General features: G+C 60.8%; 14 protein-coding genes. All 14 read right to left on the bottom strand.

Annotated features, from left to right (window positions below):
- Position 1: 1 nt before the first annotated feature.
- The 14 genes from PG871_RS17890 to PG871_RS17825 all read right to left on the bottom strand — a co-directional run bounded on the left by PG871_RS17890 (position 2) and on the right by PG871_RS17825 (position 17,912).
- Positions 2 to 2,623, bottom strand: a complete 2,622-nt coding sequence (locus PG871_RS17890; RefSeq protein WP_270731852.1) for a nitrate reductase — start codon at positions 2,621 to 2,623, stop codon at positions 2 to 4.
- Positions 2,620 to 2,958: a nitrite reductase small subunit NirD gene (gene nirD, locus PG871_RS17885; protein ID WP_270731850.1), complete on the bottom strand. Its 339-nt coding sequence runs from the start codon at positions 2,956 to 2,958 to the stop codon at positions 2,620 to 2,622. Before nirD ends, PG871_RS17890 begins: the two co-directional genes overlap by 4 nt.
- A complete protein-coding gene (gene nirB, locus PG871_RS17880) occupies positions 2,955 to 5,405 on the bottom strand; it encodes a nitrite reductase large subunit NirB (protein ID WP_270731848.1) in 2,451 nt (816 codons plus the stop codon). Before nirB ends, nirD begins: the two co-directional genes overlap by 4 nt.
- The gene (locus PG871_RS17875; protein ID WP_270731846.1) at positions 5,402 to 5,827 is read right to left on the bottom strand and encodes a globin family protein; all 426 of its coding nucleotides are present in this window, start codon (positions 5,825 to 5,827) and stop codon (positions 5,402 to 5,404) included. Before PG871_RS17875 ends, nirB begins: the two co-directional genes overlap by 4 nt.
- 5 nt (positions 5,828 to 5,832) lie before the next feature.
- Entirely contained in the window at positions 5,833 to 7,512 is a 1,680-nt protein-coding gene (locus tag PG871_RS17870) for an ABC transporter ATP-binding protein (protein WP_270731845.1), read from the bottom strand.
- A 5-nt stretch (positions 7,513 to 7,517) separates the two neighbouring features.
- Entirely contained in the window at positions 7,518 to 8,600 is a 1,083-nt protein-coding gene (locus PG871_RS17865) for an ABC transporter permease (RefSeq protein WP_270731843.1), read from the bottom strand.
- A gap of 157 nt (positions 8,601 to 8,757) precedes the next feature.
- On the bottom strand, positions 8,758 to 10,122 hold the full coding sequence (locus PG871_RS17860) for a CmpA/NrtA family ABC transporter substrate-binding protein (protein WP_270731840.1): 1,365 nt from the start codon (positions 10,120 to 10,122) through the stop codon (positions 8,758 to 8,760).
- Positions 10,123 to 10,373: 251 nt separating this feature from the next.
- Positions 10,374 to 11,552: a CmpA/NrtA family ABC transporter substrate-binding protein gene (locus tag PG871_RS17855; RefSeq protein ID WP_270731838.1), complete on the bottom strand. Its 1,179-nt coding sequence runs from the start codon at positions 11,550 to 11,552 to the stop codon at positions 10,374 to 10,376.
- Positions 11,549 to 12,133, bottom strand: coding sequence for an ANTAR domain-containing response regulator (locus PG871_RS17850; protein WP_270731836.1), 585 nt, complete (start codon positions 12,131 to 12,133; stop codon positions 11,549 to 11,551). The genes PG871_RS17855 and PG871_RS17850 overlap by 4 nt, the downstream gene beginning before the upstream one ends.
- A 158-nt stretch (positions 12,134 to 12,291) precedes the next feature.
- On the bottom strand, positions 12,292 to 13,035 hold the full coding sequence (locus PG871_RS17845; protein ID WP_270731833.1) for an SDR family oxidoreductase: 744 nt from the start codon (positions 13,033 to 13,035) through the stop codon (positions 12,292 to 12,294).
- A 75-nt stretch (positions 13,036 to 13,110) separates the two neighbouring features.
- Positions 13,111 to 14,559: an aldehyde dehydrogenase family protein gene (locus tag PG871_RS17840; RefSeq protein WP_270731830.1), complete on the bottom strand. Its 1,449-nt coding sequence runs from the start codon at positions 14,557 to 14,559 to the stop codon at positions 13,111 to 13,113.
- Complete coding sequence (locus PG871_RS17835) at positions 14,546 to 16,150, bottom strand: ABC transporter ATP-binding protein (RefSeq protein ID WP_270731827.1); 1,605 nt, start codon at positions 16,148 to 16,150, stop codon at positions 14,546 to 14,548. The genes PG871_RS17840 and PG871_RS17835 overlap by 14 nt, the downstream gene beginning before the upstream one ends.
- Entirely contained in the window at positions 16,147 to 16,968 is an 822-nt protein-coding gene (locus tag PG871_RS17830; RefSeq protein WP_443020509.1) for an ABC transporter permease, read from the bottom strand. The genes PG871_RS17835 and PG871_RS17830 overlap by 4 nt, the downstream gene beginning before the upstream one ends.
- The gene (locus PG871_RS17825; RefSeq protein ID WP_270731825.1) at positions 16,965 to 17,912 is read right to left on the bottom strand and encodes an ABC transporter permease; all 948 of its coding nucleotides are present in this window, start codon (positions 17,910 to 17,912) and stop codon (positions 16,965 to 16,967) included. Before PG871_RS17825 ends, PG871_RS17830 begins: the two co-directional genes overlap by 4 nt.
- Positions 17,913 to 18,015 lie beyond the last annotated feature (103 nt).

Raw genomic sequence — 18,015 nt, 5'->3', positions numbered from 1 at the left:
CTTACTCGGCGGCGGCACGGTTGTGCGCACTGTTTAAAAGCGCGGCCAGTTCGGGTTTGCAGGAACCGCAATTGGTGCCGGCCGAGAGCGCAGCGCCGATGGCTTCGACGCTCATCAATTGGTCGGCCTGGATGGCGGATAGGATGGTGTTCACCCCGACATTGAAGCAGGCACAGACAGTGGCGCCGGGATCGGGTTGATCCGCGCCAGGATGGCCCGCGAGCGCGCCATGGCCGGAGGTTCCAATCAGATCGGTGGCGAAATTGCGCGAGACGCTCACAGGTGAGGGTCCGGCATACAGCGCGCCGATTAGGTGGCCACCTTTATGCAACGCGACGCGTGCGAGATTACGGGCGGGATCGGTGACGCTGCTGATCTGAGCATCCGGTGCGTCAAACAGGTCGCGGGCGTAATCCTGCCAGTGGTCTGGCGCCGCCAGATCGGCCAATTCTACCCGCCAGCCGGTTGTGGATTTCGCTTTGGCCCAATAGGCGGTGTTTGGTGCGATGTCTTTGGCGCTGACCGCAAAGCCGTACCAAGTGGCCGCGAAAGGCCGGATAGAAACGGCGGCGGATTTGCTGTCGGGTTGGCCCGAGATCGGGTCTGTTCTGGGGGGCACGAGGACGGAAACCCGCCCCGCGCTGGCGGTTTCGCCGGTCCAGTGGATCGGGGCGAAGACGGTGCCGGGCGTGACGCGATCCGTGATCAAAGCACGCAGGATGGTGGCGCCAAAAGGGCTTCCGACCCGGGCCAAATCGGCGGGCCGCAGGCCGAGCGCGAGGGCGTCTTCGGGGTGCAGTTCGAGAAACGGCTCGCCGTAGTGTTGGTTCAAGCGCGGTGCAAGCGCGGTGCGCGACATCGTGTGCCATTGGTCACGAATTCGGCCGGTATTGAGCCGGTAAGGCCGGTCGGCAGGCTGTTCCGCTAAAGCGGGTTGCGCGACAGGCAGCATGTTGGCGCGTTTGTTGATCGTGAAGAAGCCACCGCTGGCGAAGAAGCGTTCGGTTTGGGAGCCATCAGTGCGGATCGGCCAGCGCGTGGGTTTCAGGGCGTCATAGTCGGCGTCGTCCAGATCAGCGAGGCCGGAAATGTCGAAGTCTTTGCCTTGCGCCGCGGCGCGTTCGGAGAGGGCCGCATGTTCGCGGAATATCTGCGCAGGCGTGTCGAAATCAAAACCTGCAAAGCCCATGCGGCGGGCCACGTCGCTGATGATGTCCCAGTCGTGGCGGGCACCGCCAGTGGGTGGCATCAGAGCGCGTTGGCGGCTGATGGTGCGGTCGGAATTGGTGACGGTGCCGTCTTTCTCGCTCCAGCCTGTTGCGGGCAGGACGACGTCGGCCAAAAGCGCGGTGTCTGTTGTGGCTGACAGGTCCGAAACGGCTACGAAATCGCAGCCTTTGATGGCCGCTTTGACAGTATCGGCGTCGGGCATAGAGACCACGGGATTGGTGCACATCACCCAAAGTGCCTTGATCTTGCCCGCGCCGATGGCTTGGAACATGTCCACAGCCTTCAGGCCTTGGTGATCGGCCATCGTGGGGGCGTCCCAGAAGGTTTGTACCACGTCGCGGTGGGTGGTGTTTTCGATGTCGAGATGCGCGGCAAGCATGTTGGCCAGCCCGCCGACCTCGCGTCCGCCCATGGCGTTGGGTTGGCCGGTGACCGAGAATGGCCCGCAGCCGGGTTTGCCGATGCGACCCGTTGCAAGGTGGCAATTCAGGATCGCGTTGACTTTGTCGGCGCCGTGATCGGATTGGTTCACGCCTTGGGAGTAGGCGGTTACGGTCTTTTCGGTGCGCAGCCAGAGGTCGGCAAAGGCTGTGAGCTGCTCGGGTGGCAAGCCGGTATCAGAGACGTCAGTCGAACTAGCGGCGTCCAGCGCTTCGGCAAAGCCCGTGACGTGATCGCTGACATAGGCTGCGTCAACGGCGCCTTGGGCGTGGGTTTGCGCCAGCAGATAGTTGAACAGGGCCACATCCGTGCCGGGGCGTAGTGCCAGGTGCATGTCGGCCAGATCACAGGTCGCGGTGCGGCGTGGGTCAATAACGACGACTTTCATCGCCGGACGCGCGGCTTTGGCAGCCGCGATGCGTTGATAGAGCACCGGATGGCACCATGCTAGGTTGGATCCAGTAAGGATAACGAGGTCGGCCAGCTCCAAGTCTTCGTAGGTTCCGGGCACGGTGTCGGTGCCAAAGGCGCGTTTGTGACCTGCGACGGATGAGGCCATGCAAAGTCGGGAATTTGTGTCGATATTGGCGGACCCGATGTAGCCTTTCATCAGCTTGTTGGCGACGTAGTAGTCCTCGGTCAGCAGCTGACCGGAGACGTAAAATGCCACAGAGTCGGGGCCATGTTCGGCAATCGTGGCGCGGAACTTTTCGGCCACCAGATCGAGTGCTTCGTCCCAACTTGCGGACCGGTTGTCGATCTGCGGCGCGAGGAGACGACCGTCCGCAGTGACGGTTTCTCCGAGCGCCGACCCTTTGGAACAAAGCCGTCCAAAGTTGGCAGGGTGATTGGGATCACCCTTGACGGTCAGCTCGCCCGCATCGTTGGGCGTTGCCAGCACACCGCAGCCAGTGCCGCAATACGGGCAGGTCGTGCAGATTGATGTGCTCATTCTGCGGCCACCGAAGGTTTCACGGCGGCGGCGGAAATCAGAATGCGGTTGTCTTCGCATTTGATCGCATAGGTGCCGACCTTGCCTTCGTCCGCGCCTTGGGCCTCGCCAGTGGCGAGGTCGAAGACCCAGTTGTACATCGGGTCGGTGACCTTCTCGTCGTGCTGGATGCCGTTGGACAGCGGGCCAGCCTTGCCCGGTAGGTATTCATCCAGTGCGTAAACGTTGCCGGTTGCGGTGCGGAACACGGCGATGTCGCCGTGGTGGGTGCGCACAACGCGGGCGCCGCGCAGGGGGATGTCGTTGATGCTGCCAATGTCGATGAAATCACTCATTCTGCTGCCACCTTTGTAAAGTCCGCGATGGGGGCGAATTCATGGGCGTCAACGCCTTGCTTGGCGCGTTCCGCCCACGGATCGATCTGGTAGAACTTCTGGCTGTAGTGGAAGCGCTCGGCCAGCGCCTTGCGGTTTTCCAGATCGTCAACAACCTGCTCCTTGACCCAGTCCAGACCGACTTTGGCGATCCATTTATAGGGGCGGTGCAGGTATTGCGCCCCTTCGCGGTAGAGTTGGTAGAAAGCGCAGGAGACCTCGATGGCTTCTTCTTCGGTGGCGACTTGGACCAGAAGGTCGGTTTCGCGCAGATCAAGCCCCGCCGCGCCGCCGACAAGGATCTGATAGCCGCTGTCGACGCAGATGATGCCAAGGTCTTTGCAGGTGGCCTCGGCGCAGTTGCGGGGGCAGCCGCTGACAGCCAGCTTGAATTTGTGCGGTGACCATGCGCCCCACATGGCGTCTTCGATCTGGATGCCAAGACCGGTGCTGTCCTGCGTGCCAAAGCGGCAGTGATCCGATCCCACACAGGTTTTCACCGTGCGAAGCCCTTTGGCATAGGCTTGGCCAGACATCATGCCGGCCTTGCCAAGGTCGTACCAGATGGCGGGCAAGTCGTCTTTTTTGACGCCCAGAAGGTCAATCCGCTGCCCACCTGTGACCTTAACCGTTGGCACGTCGAATTTGTCTGCAGCATCGGCGATGGCGCGCAGTTCATTCGGGGTGGTGATCCCGCCGAGCATACGGGGCACAACCGAATAGGTGCCGTCTTTCTGGATGTTGGCGTGCACGCGTTCGTTGATGAAGCGGCTTTTACCGTCATCCTCATAGGCACCGGGCCAAGCGCAGACCATGTAGTAGTTCAACGCGGGGCGGCACACGTGGCAGCCGCAGGTGGTTTTCCAATCCAGTTCCTGCATGGCTTGCGGGATGGATTTCAACTCTTTGGCGACGATCAGCTTGCGGACATCGTCGTGGGAAAGGTCGGTACACTTACAGACCACTTCCTTCTCGGGCATTTTGAACTCGTCGCCGAGCGTGAAGCCCAGCAGATCGCCCACCAGACCCACGCAGCTGCCACAGGAAGAACCAGCTTTGGAGATGGATTTGACCGCGTCCAATGTATGGGCGCCGTCGTTGATGGCGGCGATGATTTGTGCTTTGGAAATGCCGTTACAGCCACAGATTTCGGTGTCATCCGGTAAGGCTGCAACGGCTGCCATAGGGTCCAGGGGGGACCCTCCTTGGTAAGCGGGGCCAAAGATGAGCGTATCGCGCATCTCGGAGATGTCCTCTCGGTCTTTGATCAGGCCAAAGAACCAGTTGCCGTCTGCTGTGTCGCCATACATGACGGCGCCGACGATGCGGTTGTCTTCAATCACAAGGCGTTTGTAGACGCCGCGTGCGGGATCGCGGAAGACGATGTCCTCGCGCCTCTCTGCGTCGGCGAAATCTCCGGCTGAGAAGAGATCGCAGCCTGTGACCTTGAGCTTGGTGGCGACTTCCTTGTTCGAAAATGCCGCCTCTTCACCCGCAAGGGTTTTGGCGATGACTTTGGCTTGGTCAAAGATCGGCGCGACAAGGCCAAAGATATCGCCGTTGTGTTCTACACATTCGCCAAGTGACAGGATGTTTTCATCCGAGGTGACCATCTGGTCGTCCACATGGATGCCGCGGCCAGTGGCCAATCCGGCCTCCGAAGCCAGCGCCACCGATGGGCGGATGCCGACGGCCATCACCAGAAGATCACAGGGCAATTCGGTGCCGTCATCCAGCAAGAGAGCTTTGACCTTGCCGTTTTCGCCAAGGATTTCCTTGGAGTTGGCAGAGCATTTGACGGTGATGCCTTTGTCCACAAGAGCCTTGCGCAGAAGGTATCCGGCGGCCTCGTCCAGCTGGCGTTCCATCAGGTGGCCCATGATGTGCACCACGGTCACGTCGACACCGCGAAGCGCAAGACCTGCGGCGGCTTCGAGACCCAGAAGGCCGCCGCCGATTACAACGGCTTTGGCATCAGGTTTGTCGCCAAGCGCGATCATCGCGTTGGTGTCTTCCAGATCGCGGTAGGCGATCACGCCGTCCAGATCATGGCCGGGCAGGGGGATGATGAAAGGGTTGGAGCCAGTGGCGATGATCAGTTTGTCATAGGCCAACACGTCGCCATTGTCGGATGTGACGGTTTTGGCGGCACGGTCGATGTTGGCGACCTTCTGGCCGAAACGGCAGGCGACACCGTGTTCTTCGTACCACTCGGCGGGGTGGGTGATGATGTCCTCAAACGCTTTGTCGCCCGACAGAACGGGGGACAGCATGATCCGGTTGTAGGTGCCGCGCGGTTCGGCGTTGAAAAGGGTGACGTCATAAGCGTCAGGGGCGGCTTCAAAGAGATTTTCGAGCGCGCGGCCCGCGGCCATCCCGGCCCCGATGATGATAAGTTTCTGCGTCATGTCTGTCCTGGTGACCCGCCATAAGCGGCGTCTTTCATCACGCCCGAAAGGGTCGTGTATGCGGTTTCCCAAGCGGCTTCGGTTTCAGCGTCGAAATCGTTGCCCAGCCCGGTTTTGAGCGTGTGGAGCAGCGCTGCTCCCACAGGTTCATAGTGATCAGCGGTCACGCCATAGCCCAAATGGGCCACGGCGAGGTTTTGTGCGACTGGCACGATGCGATCCAGATCGCGCAGTCCTTTGACGACGGCACCCAGAGTGGCCATCAGCTTGGCGCCCTGCTCGGCTATGTCGCTTTGGAAAAGCGGCGTGACCTCGGGGGCGATTTCAAAGAGGCGGGCGTAGAAGATTTCTGCCGCCTGTGGCGCGATGGGAGCCACTTTTTCGAAACTCTGTTGAACCAATGTGATCTGGGTATCGTTCATCTTTGCTACTCCGCTGCGATGGCCTTGGCCGGTTTGGCCTTTGGCTTCGCACCGTGCTCGTATTCTTCAAGAAAATCGAGCACATCTTGGCGGTAACGGTAGTAGTCAGGGTGCTCTAGCAACGCCTTGCGGGTGCGTGGGCGGGGCAGATCCACATCGACAATTTTGCCGATTGTGGCCTGTGGCCCGTTGGTCATCATCACCACGCGATCCGCCAGAAGAATGGCCTCGTCCACATCGTGGGTGACGCAGATCGCGGTCACTTTGGTGCGGTCCCAGACTTCCATCAGCACTTCCTGAAGCTCCCAGCGGGTGAGGCTGTCGAGCATGCCGAAAGGTTCGTCCAGAAGCAGGAGTTTTGGCGACAGGGCAAAAGCGCGGGCAATGCCGACGCGTTGCTTCATGCCGTTGGACATGGAGTGCGCGGGGCGGTCCATGGCGTCACCCAGGCCGACGCGCTCGAGGTAGTATTCGATCACGTCTTGGCGTTCGGCCATCGAGGCCTTGGGATAGACCTTGTTCACGCCAATCGCGACGTTTTCCTTGGCCGAAAGCCATGGGAAAAGGTTGGGTGATTGAAAGACCACCGCGCGTTCAGGATCAGCGCCTTCGACGTGGCGGCCATCAAGACGGATACCGCCTTTGGATATTTCATTCAGGCCGGCCGCCATTGTCAGGACTGTAGATTTGCCACAGCCGGAGTGGCCGATCAGAGAGATGAACTCGCCGCGTTGGATTTTGAGGTCGAAGTCTTCAACAACGGTGAGCGGGCCTTTGGGCGTGGGATAGATCTTGTGCAGTTTGGAGAAGTCCAAAAAGTTGTGATCAATCATGCCTTTCTGGGCATCTTTGACGGCTGCTGGCACGCCGTGGATCGGGGTGACGTCTGGCAGCACTTTGGTGCCTTCGGTCTTGGCTGCGATGCCGACGTCCATCAGGTATTTGGTCACCTCGGCGCGCAGTTTCTTGAACCCGTCGTGGTGGTTCATTTCCATACGGTCGCGGCGGCGGGGGATGTCTACTTTGAACTCTTGGCCCAAGGTGCCGTCAGGGTTCAGCGCGATGATGCGGTCGGCCAGAATGATGGCTTCGTCCACGTCGTTGGTGATCAGCACACAAGTTTTTTTCTCGGCCTGCCAGATGGCTTCGATTTCGTCCGCCAGATTGGCGCGGGTGAGAGCATCAAGGGCGCTAAGGGGTTCATCCAGAAGCAAAACTTCGGGGTTCATCGCCAAGGCGCGGGCGACGTTCACACGTTGGCGCATGCCACCGGAAAGTTCGGCTGGGCGACGCGTGGCGGCGTGGGAGAGGCCGACCATTTTGATGTAGTGATCGACCTTGGCCTCTTTCTCGGCCTTGGGCATTTTCGGGAACACGCTGTCGAGCGCGAGGCGCACGTTGCCGTTCACCGTCAGCCACGGCATCAGCGAGTAAGACTGAAAGATCACACCACGTTCGGGGCCGGGGCCAGAGATCGGTTTGCCTTTGAAGGTCACATTGCCTGATGAGGGGCTTTCAAGCCCCGCCATCAGGTTGATTAGCGTGGTTTTACCAGATCCCGAGAAGCCCAGAAGGACGAGGAACTCGCCCTCCTGCACATCCAGATCGATGCCGTTCAGGACGTCGGTTTTGGCGGTGCCTTCACCGAAGCTTTTGGAAACGTTTTCAAATTTGAGGATGCTCATGGGGATCACCGGTTTGATGTGAAGGTGAAGAGCGATTGGATCGCGTACATCAGGCGGTCCAGCAGGAAGCCGATGATGCCGATTGTGAAGACGGCGACCATGATCTTGGCGAGCGAGGAGGAGCTGCCGTTCTGGAATTCATCCCAGACAAATTTACCAAGACCGGGGTTCTGCGCCAGCATTTCAGCGGCGATCAGAACCATCCAGCCAACCCCAAGCGACAAGCGCAGACCGGTGAAGATCAGGGGCAAGGCCGAAGGCAGAACCAGTTTGGTGATCTTGGTATATGTGTTCATTTTCAAGACTTTGGACACGCTCACCAGATCTTTGTCGATGGAGGCGACGCCCAAGGCCGTGTTGATCAGCGTTGGCCAGAGGGAGCAAAGCGTCACGGTGATGGCCGAGGTCAGGAAGGCTTTGGAGAACAGGCCGTCGTCCACGGTGTAGGTCGCGGAGACAACCATCGTCACGATGGGCAACCATGCGAGCGGCGAGACCGGTTTGAAAATCTGGATCAGTGGGTTCACGGCGGCGTTGGCGTAGGGCGACAGGCCCGCCATGATGCCGACAGGCACAGCAATCAGCGTGCCGATCAGAAAGCCGAAAAAGACGGTTTTGATCGACGTCCAGATTTGCGTGTAGTAGCTCGGGCTGCCTGTGTATTTGATATCTTTGACTTTTTCGGGCTGACCGTTGGCGATGAACTTGGCGTTGCGTGCATCGACACGCTCAAGGAACTTGGCCTCTTTGGCGGCTTTGGCCTTGGCGTCTTCGTGCAGTAGCACGGCTTCGGTCCAGACCTCTTTGGGCCCCGGGACGGCGCCGAGTGAGGTTTGCACTTTGGGCGCGAAGTTGGCCCAGAGCATCAGGAAGACAAGGATTGCCAGAAGCGGCACACCCAGCAGGCGCCAGATTTCGGCGGCTTGGGCGCGCGGGTTGTCGCCGGCGGCGGCTTTGAGCAGGGGTGTCATGAAACCAAGGCCGAGGACTTGGAACCAGCCGTCGGCCTTGTTGATGCGGGTGAAGAGGCGGGCGCGGCGCGCTTCGCGGTCTTCGTCAGCAATGGATTGCGGGTCGATTGTGGTCATGGCTGGGTCCTTGGCGCGGCGGCCGTTCTCGCTTGGCTGTTTTGCGTCGGTATTGCGTCGGCAAACCGGCGGCGGTGTTAAAGGCGGAATGGCGGGTGGGTCGCTGGTTGCTCTGAGGAGCAACGCCGCCCCACCCGCCATCCCGAGGGAGTGATCGTTAGCCCTGGATCTCGGTGCCGACGACGCGCTGGTCGCCTTTCAGGCCAATTGGCAGGCTGTCGAGGTAGGCGTTTGGTGCTTTGCCGTCATAGGCGATGCCGTCGATGATATCTTCGGACGGGGTTGGCGCTTTGTAGCCGTCGCTGTCCCATGGGAAGTCAGCTTCGTTTGCCAGACCTTCGTCGACCAGCAGGCGGGCTGCTTCGAGATAGATCGCAGGCTTATAGACGGACTTGGCTGTCTCGTCGTACCAAGCGTCTGTCTTGGGCTCTGCGATTTGGCCCCAGCGGCGCATTTGGGTCAGGTACCAGATGGCGTCGGAGTAGAAGGGGTAGGTCGCGTTGTAGCGGAAGAAGACGTTGAAGTCGGGGACCTCGCGCTTGTCGCCTTTTTCATATTCAAACGTGCCGGTCATCGAGTTGGCGATCACGTCGTAATCCGCGCCAACGTATTCTGGCTGGCTGAGGATTTTTACCGCTTCTTCTCGATTGGCGTTGTCGTTTTCATCGAGCCACATGGCCGCGCGGATCAAAGCTTTGGTCACGGCGATGGTGGTGTTTGGATATTGCTCGGCGAAGTCGGCGTTGATGCCAAAGACTTTCTCGGGGTTGTTTTTCCAGAGCTCATAGTCGGTGATCACGGGAACACCGATGCCTTTGAACACGGCCTGTTGGTTCCAAGGCTCGCCCACACAGTAGCCGTAGATTGTGCCAGCTTCCATTGTGGCAGGCATCTGTGGCGGAGGCGTCACGGACAAGAGCACGTCTGCGCCGATCTGGCCGGTGATGTTTTCAGGGGAGTAGTATCCTGGCTCCAGACCACCGGCGGCGAGCCAGTAGCGCAGTTCGTAGTTGTGGGTCGACACAGGGAAAACCATGCCCATGTTGAAAGGCTTGCCTTCGTCGGTGTATTTTTCAACGACAGGCTTGAGCGCAGATGCGGAGATCGGGTGAACCGGCTTGCCTTCGGCGTCATGCGGGATGTTTGGCTTCATTTCTTCCCAGATCTGGTTGGAAACGGTGATGCCGTTGCCGTTCAGATCCATCGAGAAAGGCGTGATGATGTGGGCCTCGGTGCCGTAGCCGATGGTGGCCGCGAGAGGCTGGCCTGCCAACATGTGCGCGCCGTCGAGTTGTCCGTCGATCACGCCATCCAGCAAGACTTTCCAGTTGGCTTGTGCTTCGAGCGTTACAAACAGGCCTTCGTCATCGAAATAGCCCTGTTCATAGGCAACTGCGAGCGGTGCCATGTCGGTGAGTTTGATGAAGCCAAATGTCAGCTCGTCTTTTTCGAGCTCCAATTGGGCCAATGCCGGACCCGCGAGCAGCGTGGTGGCCGCGAGAATGGAAGTGATGCGTTTCATAAGACTGTCCTTTGCAGTGCCTGTGGCGAGGCGGGAGAACGAAAAAAGCCGCTGACCAGCGCCGAGGGAGGAGGTACGGCGACAAGTCGAGCGGCTTTGCTCTGTATTTTCCCCAACCTTGGGGAAAGCATGGGTCGGAACAACCTTGCTCCAAACTTGTACCTATCTGGCAGTCATCGCGGCGGCGCAGCAAGAGCTGGGAGGCAATTTATGCTGCGCCGCCGCATTGGTGCATGGGTTTGCACAAAAAATCAGCACTCAGGTCGCTCCGGGTCGAAAACCTGACCATCAAAAAAGCGATCCGGACCGAGAATCAGCGTGCCTGAGTCGGTTGCGGCGCGGGTGGGTTCGGACAGCGCGCCTTCGAGTTTTTCTGACGCTGCTGGCAAATCGGCGCCTAACGGACCGAGGTGGCGGCGGTAGAGATCAGAGCGGAAAACGGCGGCGGCTTTGGCGGCGGATTGTGCGCGGTCCAGACCAAAACGGGCCGCCATGCGGGCCCCGATCCAAGCGCCCTGACTTTTCCACGGGAAGGTGGCGGCGCCGGCGAAGAAATCCATCATCTGTGGCACATGGCGCGAACGGCCACGGGCATTGATCAGGAGATTTCCCGAAAGAGCGCGTTCAGTGATTTCGGCTGAGACTCCGAGATATTCCGGCCAGCTCAGGATCTCGGCGGCGGTGGCGTGTTTGTCAGGCTGATCGAGCCAACGGCCAGCTTTCCAAATTGCGCGCATCAGGCGGCCAGTGATGTCGGGTTCTGATGCCGCCCATTCGTGGCGCACGGCGAGGACTTTTTCCGGCGCGAACTGCCAGATGGCCGCGCCCGGCAACAACAACGTGCCGCCGCCGTTTTCAACGGTGATGGAGCCCCAAGGTTCGCCCACGCAAAAAGCGTCGACCTCGCCGGTGGCGATGGCGTCGGCCATGAGGGGGGGCGGGATGGTGCGTACGTCGAGCGCCTGGGCGGTGTTCAAGCCAGAAGCCGCGAGCCAGTAGTGCAGCAGTTCGGCGTGCATGGAAAACGGGAAAGGTACGCCGATGCGCAGAGGTTTTTTCAGGCTTGAAAGTGCAGCGCCGGCCGCCTTGGCATCGAGAAAATCAGGCGTGGATCCTGCGGTGTCGAGTTGATCGGCGAGCGCGTTGGAAATGCCTATCACGTTGCCATTTATGGATAAAACTGAAAGCGCATCGAGTTGTGTGGGCAATCCACCAAGCCCAAGCGCCATCGCCACAGGCACCGGAGACAGCATGTGGGCAGCTTCGATCTGACCCAGAACAAGTCGGTCGCGCAGGGTCGACCAGCTCGGTGCGCTTTGCAGGGTGAGAGCGAGACCCTCTTCTTCGGCGAACCCCAATTCACGGGCAATAACAAGGGGGGCGGCGTCCACCAGCGGCATGAAGCCAAGGGTCAGGGGAAGGGTTCTCATGACAGAAGCTCCGAGGCGGTGACGAGGGCTTGGGCGACGTCGGCGATCTTTTTGCCCTGGCTCATGGCGGTCTTGCGAATGAGGGCGTAGGCGTCGTCCTCGGACATGTTGCGGGCGCGCATGAGGATGCCTTTAGCGCGGTCGATGATCTTGCGTTCCTCAAGGGCGCGTTTGGTGGCGGCAAGCTCGGAGCGCATGCGCGAGAACATGTGGAACCGCGCGATGGCGGCGTCAAGAATGGGTTTGATGCGGTCCGGCTGCATGCCGTCCACGACATAGGCCGACACGCCGGCTTCAATCGCGGCTTTGGTCAAGCCGTCATCGGACCGGTCTACAAACATGGCAACGGGACGTTCCAGCGGGGAGGATGCCAGCGTGAGCGCGTCGATGGCGTCGCGGCTGGGGTTGGCCATGTCCAAAAGCACGAGGTCCGGGTTCATTTCAGCAACCGAACGCGCGAGGCCGGTGGAGCCGGACAGAACGCGGATGTGGTGATCACCGGTGGCCGCGAGGCTGTCGATGATCGCCTCGGCGCGGGTTTTGTCTGGTTCGACAATAAGAATGGTGAGCTTGTCGGTCACGGCTTTGTCCTGCTGGAGTGGCTTGCCCCTTTGGTATCGGGGCAAGGACAGCAGGGGCCAGAGGTGGCGTGGGGTGCATCATGTGGTTTGCTTAATTTATCGGCATTCTTGCGGCTTTTGCCGTATGATTGAGCAAATTGAATGCTGCGACTGCACAATCAAATACAGCGCCCCCCGTCGACCTCCATCAGTGTGCCAGTGATCATGCTGGCTTCGTCCGAGCAAAGGAAGGCAGCGGCGTTGCCCACGTCCTCGGGTTGGGAAAAGCGACCCAATGGGATTGTGGAGATGAATTTGGCTCGGATTTCGGGGGTGTCTTCACCCATAAACGATTTCAGCAACGGGGTTTCGCCCGCGACAGGGTTGAGGGCGTTGACGCGGATGCCTTGAGGCGCAAGTTCAACCGCCATGGTTTTGGTGGCCGTGTTTACCCAGCCTTTGGAGGCGTTGTACCAGTTGAGATTGGGACGCGGCGAGAGACCGGCGGTGGAGGAGACGTGCAAGATCGCGCCGGAGCCACGGGATTTCATGTGTGGCACGATGGCTTGTGCGGTGAGGTAGATCGATTTGCAGTTCACGGCGAAAACGCGGTCGAAATCGTCCTCTGAGACGTCTTCCAGCGGGGTTGGCAAGTGGGTGACGCCCGCATTGTTCACCAGAATGTCGATGTGACCCCATGCGGCGAGCGCGGTGTCGATCATGGATTGCACGCTGGCGCGGTTTGCCACGTCGGTTTGGGCGGCGATGGCGCTGTCGTGCTCGGCGGCCTTGGTCGTGGCCGCGTCACCGTTGATGTCGGCCACCAGCACTTTCGCGCCCTCGGTCAGGAATTTGTCGACGATCCCGGCACCGAAGCCCTGGGCGCCGCCGGTCACGATGGCTGTTTTGTTTTGTAGACGCATGCAATTGGTCCTTTTGGCTGGTAGCTGAGGCGAGATGAGTGCCTCCGACGGGGATATTTGGGGCAAGAGGAAAGCCTAGCCGTGCAGGGCGGCAACGGTTTTGAGTTGGGAGAAGTGAAAGAGGGCTTCAAAGCCTTTTTCGCGGCCGTGGCCGGAGTGGCCGGTGCCGCCAAATGGCAGTTCGACACCGCCGCCTGCGCCGTAGTTGTTGAGGAAGACCTGTCCGGCGTTGAGTTGCTTGGCGAGGCGCATCTGGCGCGCGCCGTTTTGCGACCAGACAGAGGCGACGAGGCCGTATTTGGTGCTGTTGGCGATCCGCACGGCGTCTTCTTCGGTGTCAAACGGGATCAGGACTTGCACGGGACCGAAGATTTCGTCCTGAGCAAGGCTGTGGTCGGGCGGCACATCGGCAAAAAGGGTTGGCGCGATGTAGTGGCCGGGGGCGTCAGTGGCGATCTGGCCTTGGGCAGCGTGGGTGAGGTCGGCGCCTTTGGTCAGGAAGTCTGAGACAAGCTGCTTTTGGCGGGCGGAGATCAGCGGGCCCAGATTTGCATCCTCGACCGCCGGTGCGGCGCGCATGTCAGCGTAGGCGGCGGCCATGCGAGTGGTGACCTCGTCATAGACAGATCGCTCAACAAGGATGCGGGACGAGGCCGAACAGGTTTGGCCGGCGTTCTGGATGCCGGCGTTCACCAGAAAGGGCAGCGCGGCGTCAAGGTCGGCATCCGCAAAGACCAGTTGTGGGGATTTGCCGCCGAGTTCAAGCGTGACAGGGACGACGTTTTGGGCGGCGGCGGTTTGCACAAGGCGGCCGGTGTTGACCGAACCGGTGAAGGAGATGTGCTGAATGTCCGGATGGCCTGCGAGGGCGGCTCCGGCCTCGGCGCCGAGGCCGGGGACGACGTTGAGCGCACCCGCGGGCAGGCCGGCTTGCATGGCGAGGTCGGCGAAGGCGAGTGCGGTGAGGCAGGCTTCCTCAGCAGGTTTGAGGACGCAGGCGTTGCCCATGGCGAGAGCGGCGCCGACAGAGCGGCCAATGATCTGCATCGGGTAGTTCCACGGCACGATGTGGCCGGTGACGCCGAAGGGTTCGCGCAGGGTGTAGACGGTGTAGCCGTCCAGATAAGGAATGGTTTCACCGTGCACTTTATCGGCTGCACCGCCGTAGAATTCCATGTAGCGGGCCAGAGCTGTGACGTCGTTTTTGGCCTGCGTCAGGGGTTTGCCGACATCCAAGGCTTCGAGCAGGGCGAGTGTGTCGGCGTGTTCTTTGACCAGTTCGCCGATGCGGGTGAGGATGCGGCCGCGTTCGGCGGCGGTGGTTTTGCCCCAAGCGCCCGCGCGGGCCACATGCGCGGCGGCGACGGCGGCGTCGATGTCGGCGGAAGTGCCGCGTGCAATGGCGGCGAGGCCCGTGCCGTCAGACGGGTTGGTCAGGTCGAGCGTTTCGTTGCCCTGAGCGGCGGTCCAGTGGCCACCGATCAGGCAGAGCGACGGGGCGAACGGCAAGTCAGGCAAGTGCATTTTGGACCTCCTTTAGGTCGGGTAAAACGGGCGCGGCGGCGATCAGGCTGCGGGTGTAGGGGTGTTGTGGATCCGTGAAGACGGATTCGGTGTCGCCGTGTTCAACGATTTCGCCGGATTGCATCACCAGCACGCGGTCGGTCACAGTCCGCACGACAGACAGATCGTGGGAGATGAAGAGGTAGGCGAGGTTGTGGCGGCGGGAGAGATCCGCGATCAGGTCGAGGATTTGCGCGCGGATCGAGACGTCGAGAGCGGAGACGGCTTCGTCAAAGATGATGAGTTCTGGCTTGGTGATCAGGGCGCGGGCGATGGCGATGCGCTGGCGTTGGCCGCCGGAGAATTCGTGGATGTATTTGTCGGAATCCGAATCTTGCAAGCCGACCTCTTCGAGCGCACCTCCGATCACGTCAAACCACTCCCGCCCGCGCGGGGGCGACGGATGATTGTGAAATGGCTCGAGAAGTATGCTGATGACTTTTTTGCGCGGGTTGAAGCTGCCGTATGGGTCTTGGAAAACGACCTGCGTTTTGGTGCGCTGGGCTGCGGGCATGGAGGGGCTGACCGTGGTGCCGAAGGCGGTGATGGTGCCGGATTGCAGCGGCTCAAGGCCGAGGATGGCGCGGGTCAGGGTGGACTTGCCGCAGCCAGACTCGCCCACAAGGCCGAGACGTTCGCCTTGGTGGATGTCAAAGGAGACGTTGTTGACGGCGCGGGCGTGTTCGCGCGGGGCAAAGAGGCGGGTGCGCGGGAGCGGGTAGTCGCGGGTGGCGTTTTCCACGGACAAGATGGGCACGGGGCCCTCGTCGGGGGCGGGCAGGTCGACTTGGTGCGAGGAGGCCTCAAAGAGGGCTTTGGTGTAGGGGTGGCTCATGTTGGCGAGCAGGTGACGGGTGTCGCCTTGCTCCACGATTTCGCCGTGGCGCATGACGATGATGCGGTGGGCCATGTCGGCCACGACGGCCAGGTCGTGGGTGATCATCAAAAGGCCCATGTCGAATTCCTGCACGAGGTCTTTGAGCAGGTCGAGGATGCGGGCTTGGGTTGTGACATCGAGGGCTGTGGTGGGCTCATCCGCAATCAGGAGGCGCGGGCGGCGGGCGATGGCCATGGCGATCACGACGCGCTGGCGCTGACCGCCTGAGAGTTCGTGCGGGTAGCGGGAGAGCGGGAAGCGGTCTTGCGGCAGGCCAACACGGGTGAGCATGGCGGCGGCTTGGTTGTGGGCCTCGGATTTGGTGCTTGCCGAGTGGATCAGGATAGTTTCGGCCACCTGTTCGCCGATGGTTTTCACGGGGTTGAGGGCGGTCATGGGTTCTTGGAACACCATGCCGATGTCGTTGCCACGGATGTCGCAAAGGTCGGATTCTGGGATTGTAAGCAAGTCGCGGTCTTGCAGGTGGATCGCGCCTTGGGTCGTGGCGGCGTCGGGTAGGAGTTGCATGACCGAGAGCGCGGTCATGGATTTGCCGGAGCCGCTTTCACCAGTGATGGCGACGATCTCGCCGGGGGCGACGGAGAAGGTCACGTCGCGCAGGATCGGCAGAGGGCCGATGGCGAGGGAGAGGTTTTCGACGGACAAAAGTGTCATGTGCGCATCACCCGGATTTTGGGGTCGAGGTGGTCGCGCAATCCGTCGCCCAGCAAATTGAGGCCAAGCACGGCGGAGATAATGGCGAGGCCGGGGATCAGAGCGAGGTGGGGCGCGAAGGCGACCATGGTTTGCGCGTCGGCCAGCATACGGCCCCATGACGGCGTGGGCGGCTGCGCGCCAAGACCAACGTAGCTGAGCCCCGCTTCGGCGAGGATGCCGAGCGAGAACTGGATGGTGCCTTGCACGATCAGCAGATTGGCGACGTTGGGCAGAATGTGTTCAAAGCTGATGCGGGCGGGGGATTTGCCGGCAACCCGTGCGGCAAGGATGAATTCGCGTTGCCACAAAGGAAGCGCGCCGGCGCGGGTGAGGCGGGCGAAGACGGGGATATTAAATATGCCGATGGCGATAATCGCGTTGATCGCGCCGGGGCCGAGAATGGCGGTGATCAGGATGGCAATGACGAGGCTGGGAAAGGCAAAAATCAGATCGTTGCCGCGCATGATGATTTCGTCAGCCCAGCCACCTTGGCGAGATGCCGCCCAGAGACCAAGTGGCACGCCTAGGCCCATGCCGATGCCTACCGCCACCAGCGCCACGGCCAACGAGGTGCGCGCGCCAACCATGATCATCGAAAAGATATCGCGCCCGAAGTGATCGGTGCCGAGCCAATGTTCAGCGGACGGGGTTTGCAGCTTGTTGGGGATGTCCATCTGGGTGATGTCAAACGGGGTCCAGACAAAGCTAATCAACGCGGCGGTGACGATCAGGCTGCTGAGCAGGCCGCCGATGAGAATGCTGCGCGACAAGGTCATGTGCGGGCCCTCAGGCGTGGGTCGACGGCGGCATAGGCCAGATCAACGACGAAGTTCACCATGATCACAAGGAACACAAGCAGCATGACCACGCTTTCCACCACGATCAGGTCGCGGGCGGAGATGGACTGAAAGATCAGGCGACCGAGACCGGGCAGGAAGAAGACCTGTTCGATGATGATGCCGCCAGCGAGCAGGAACGCGAATTGCATGCCAATGATGGTCAGCACAGGGATGAGTGCGTTGCGTAGGCCGTGGCGGAAGAGAGCTTGCCGGCGGGTGAGGCCCTTGGCGCGGGCGGTGCGCATGAAGTCTTCGCCCAAGATATCGAGCAGCGACGAGCGCATGACGCGGGCAAGGATGGCAGATTGCGGCAGGGCCAGCGCGATGGCGGGCAGGGTCAGGGATTTCAGGGCAGTCGCCGCGCCTTTGTCCCAGCCGGCAAAACCACCTGCGGAAAACCAACGCAGGTTGATGGCGAAGATCAGCACGAGCATCATTGCGAACCAGAAATTCGGCACAGCGATGCCAAATTGCGTGGCGCCCATCACGGCCATGTCGCCGGGTTTGCCGCGGCGGGCGGCGGCGTAGATGCCGACGGGGAAGGCGATGAGTGTGGACAACGTGAGGGCATAGAGCGCGAGGGGCAAGCTGACCCAGATGCGGTCCTTGATCATCTCGCCCACCGGCGTGCGGTAGGTGTAGGAGGTGCCGAAATCACCCGACAGCATGCCGCCGACCCAGTTGAGATATCTTTGGGTTTTGGAGACGTCCAAGCCGAGCTCTGCGCGCAGGGCAGCGACGGTGTCGGGTTGTGCATTCATCCCAAGCATAAAGCTGGCCGGATCACCGGGTGCGATTTCGATCACCGCAAATATCACTATCGACGCAACGGCGAGGCTGATCAGCAGCGACAGCAGACGTTTGAGAGCGTAGCGCAGCATTCAGGACACCCTAAGCCAACACACAGGCCGCGCCCTGTGAAGCCGGGGCACGGGTGATGGCGCCGGGAGAAACTCCCGCAAAAGTTGACGAATCGTGCCATTT

The organism is Shimia sp. Alg240-R146 (genome assembly GCF_947331465.1).
In the GTDB taxonomy this organism is placed as follows: domain Bacteria; phylum Pseudomonadota; class Alphaproteobacteria; order Rhodobacterales; family Rhodobacteraceae; genus Shimia.
This window is presented reverse-complemented; position numbering and strand designations above follow the sequence as displayed.

Bases quoted from the DNA above. Each gene is read 5' to 3' on its own strand.
- PG871_RS17890 (WP_270731852.1), bottom strand. From the start codon at position 2,623: ATGAGCACATCAATCTGCACGACCTGCCCGTATTGCGGCACTGGCTGC.
- nirD (WP_270731850.1), bottom strand. From the start codon at position 2,958: ATGAGTGATTTCATCGACATTGGCAGCATCAACGACATCCCCCTGCGC.
- nirB (WP_270731848.1), bottom strand. From the start codon at position 5,405: ATGACGCAGAAACTTATCATCATCGGGGCCGGGATGGCCGCGGGCCGC.
- PG871_RS17875 (WP_270731846.1), bottom strand. From the start codon at position 5,827: ATGAACGATACCCAGATCACATTGGTTCAACAGAGTTTCGAAAAAGTG.
- PG871_RS17870 (WP_270731845.1), bottom strand. From the start codon at position 7,512: ATGAGCATCCTCAAATTTGAAAACGTTTCCAAAAGCTTCGGTGAAGGC.
- PG871_RS17865 (WP_270731843.1), bottom strand. From the start codon at position 8,600: ATGACCACAATCGACCCGCAATCCATTGCTGACGAAGACCGCGAAGCG.
- PG871_RS17860 (WP_270731840.1), bottom strand. From the start codon at position 10,122: ATGAAACGCATCACTTCCATTCTCGCGGCCACCACGCTGCTCGCGGGT.
- PG871_RS17855 (WP_270731838.1), bottom strand. From the start codon at position 11,552: ATGAGAACCCTTCCCCTGACCCTTGGCTTCATGCCGCTGGTGGACGCC.
- PG871_RS17845 (WP_270731833.1), bottom strand. From the start codon at position 13,035: ATGCGTCTACAAAACAAAACAGCCATCGTGACCGGCGGCGCCCAGGGC.
- PG871_RS17840 (WP_270731830.1), bottom strand. From the start codon at position 14,559: ATGCACTTGCCTGACTTGCCGTTCGCCCCGTCGCTCTGCCTGATCGGT.
- PG871_RS17835 (WP_270731827.1), bottom strand. From the start codon at position 16,150: ATGACACTTTTGTCCGTCGAAAACCTCTCCCTCGCCATCGGCCCTCTG.
- PG871_RS17830 (WP_443020509.1), bottom strand. From the start codon at position 16,968: ATGACCTTGTCGCGCAGCATTCTCATCGGCGGCCTGCTCAGCAGCCTG.
- PG871_RS17825 (WP_270731825.1), bottom strand. From the start codon at position 17,912: ATGCTGCGCTACGCTCTCAAACGTCTGCTGTCGCTGCTGATCAGCCTC.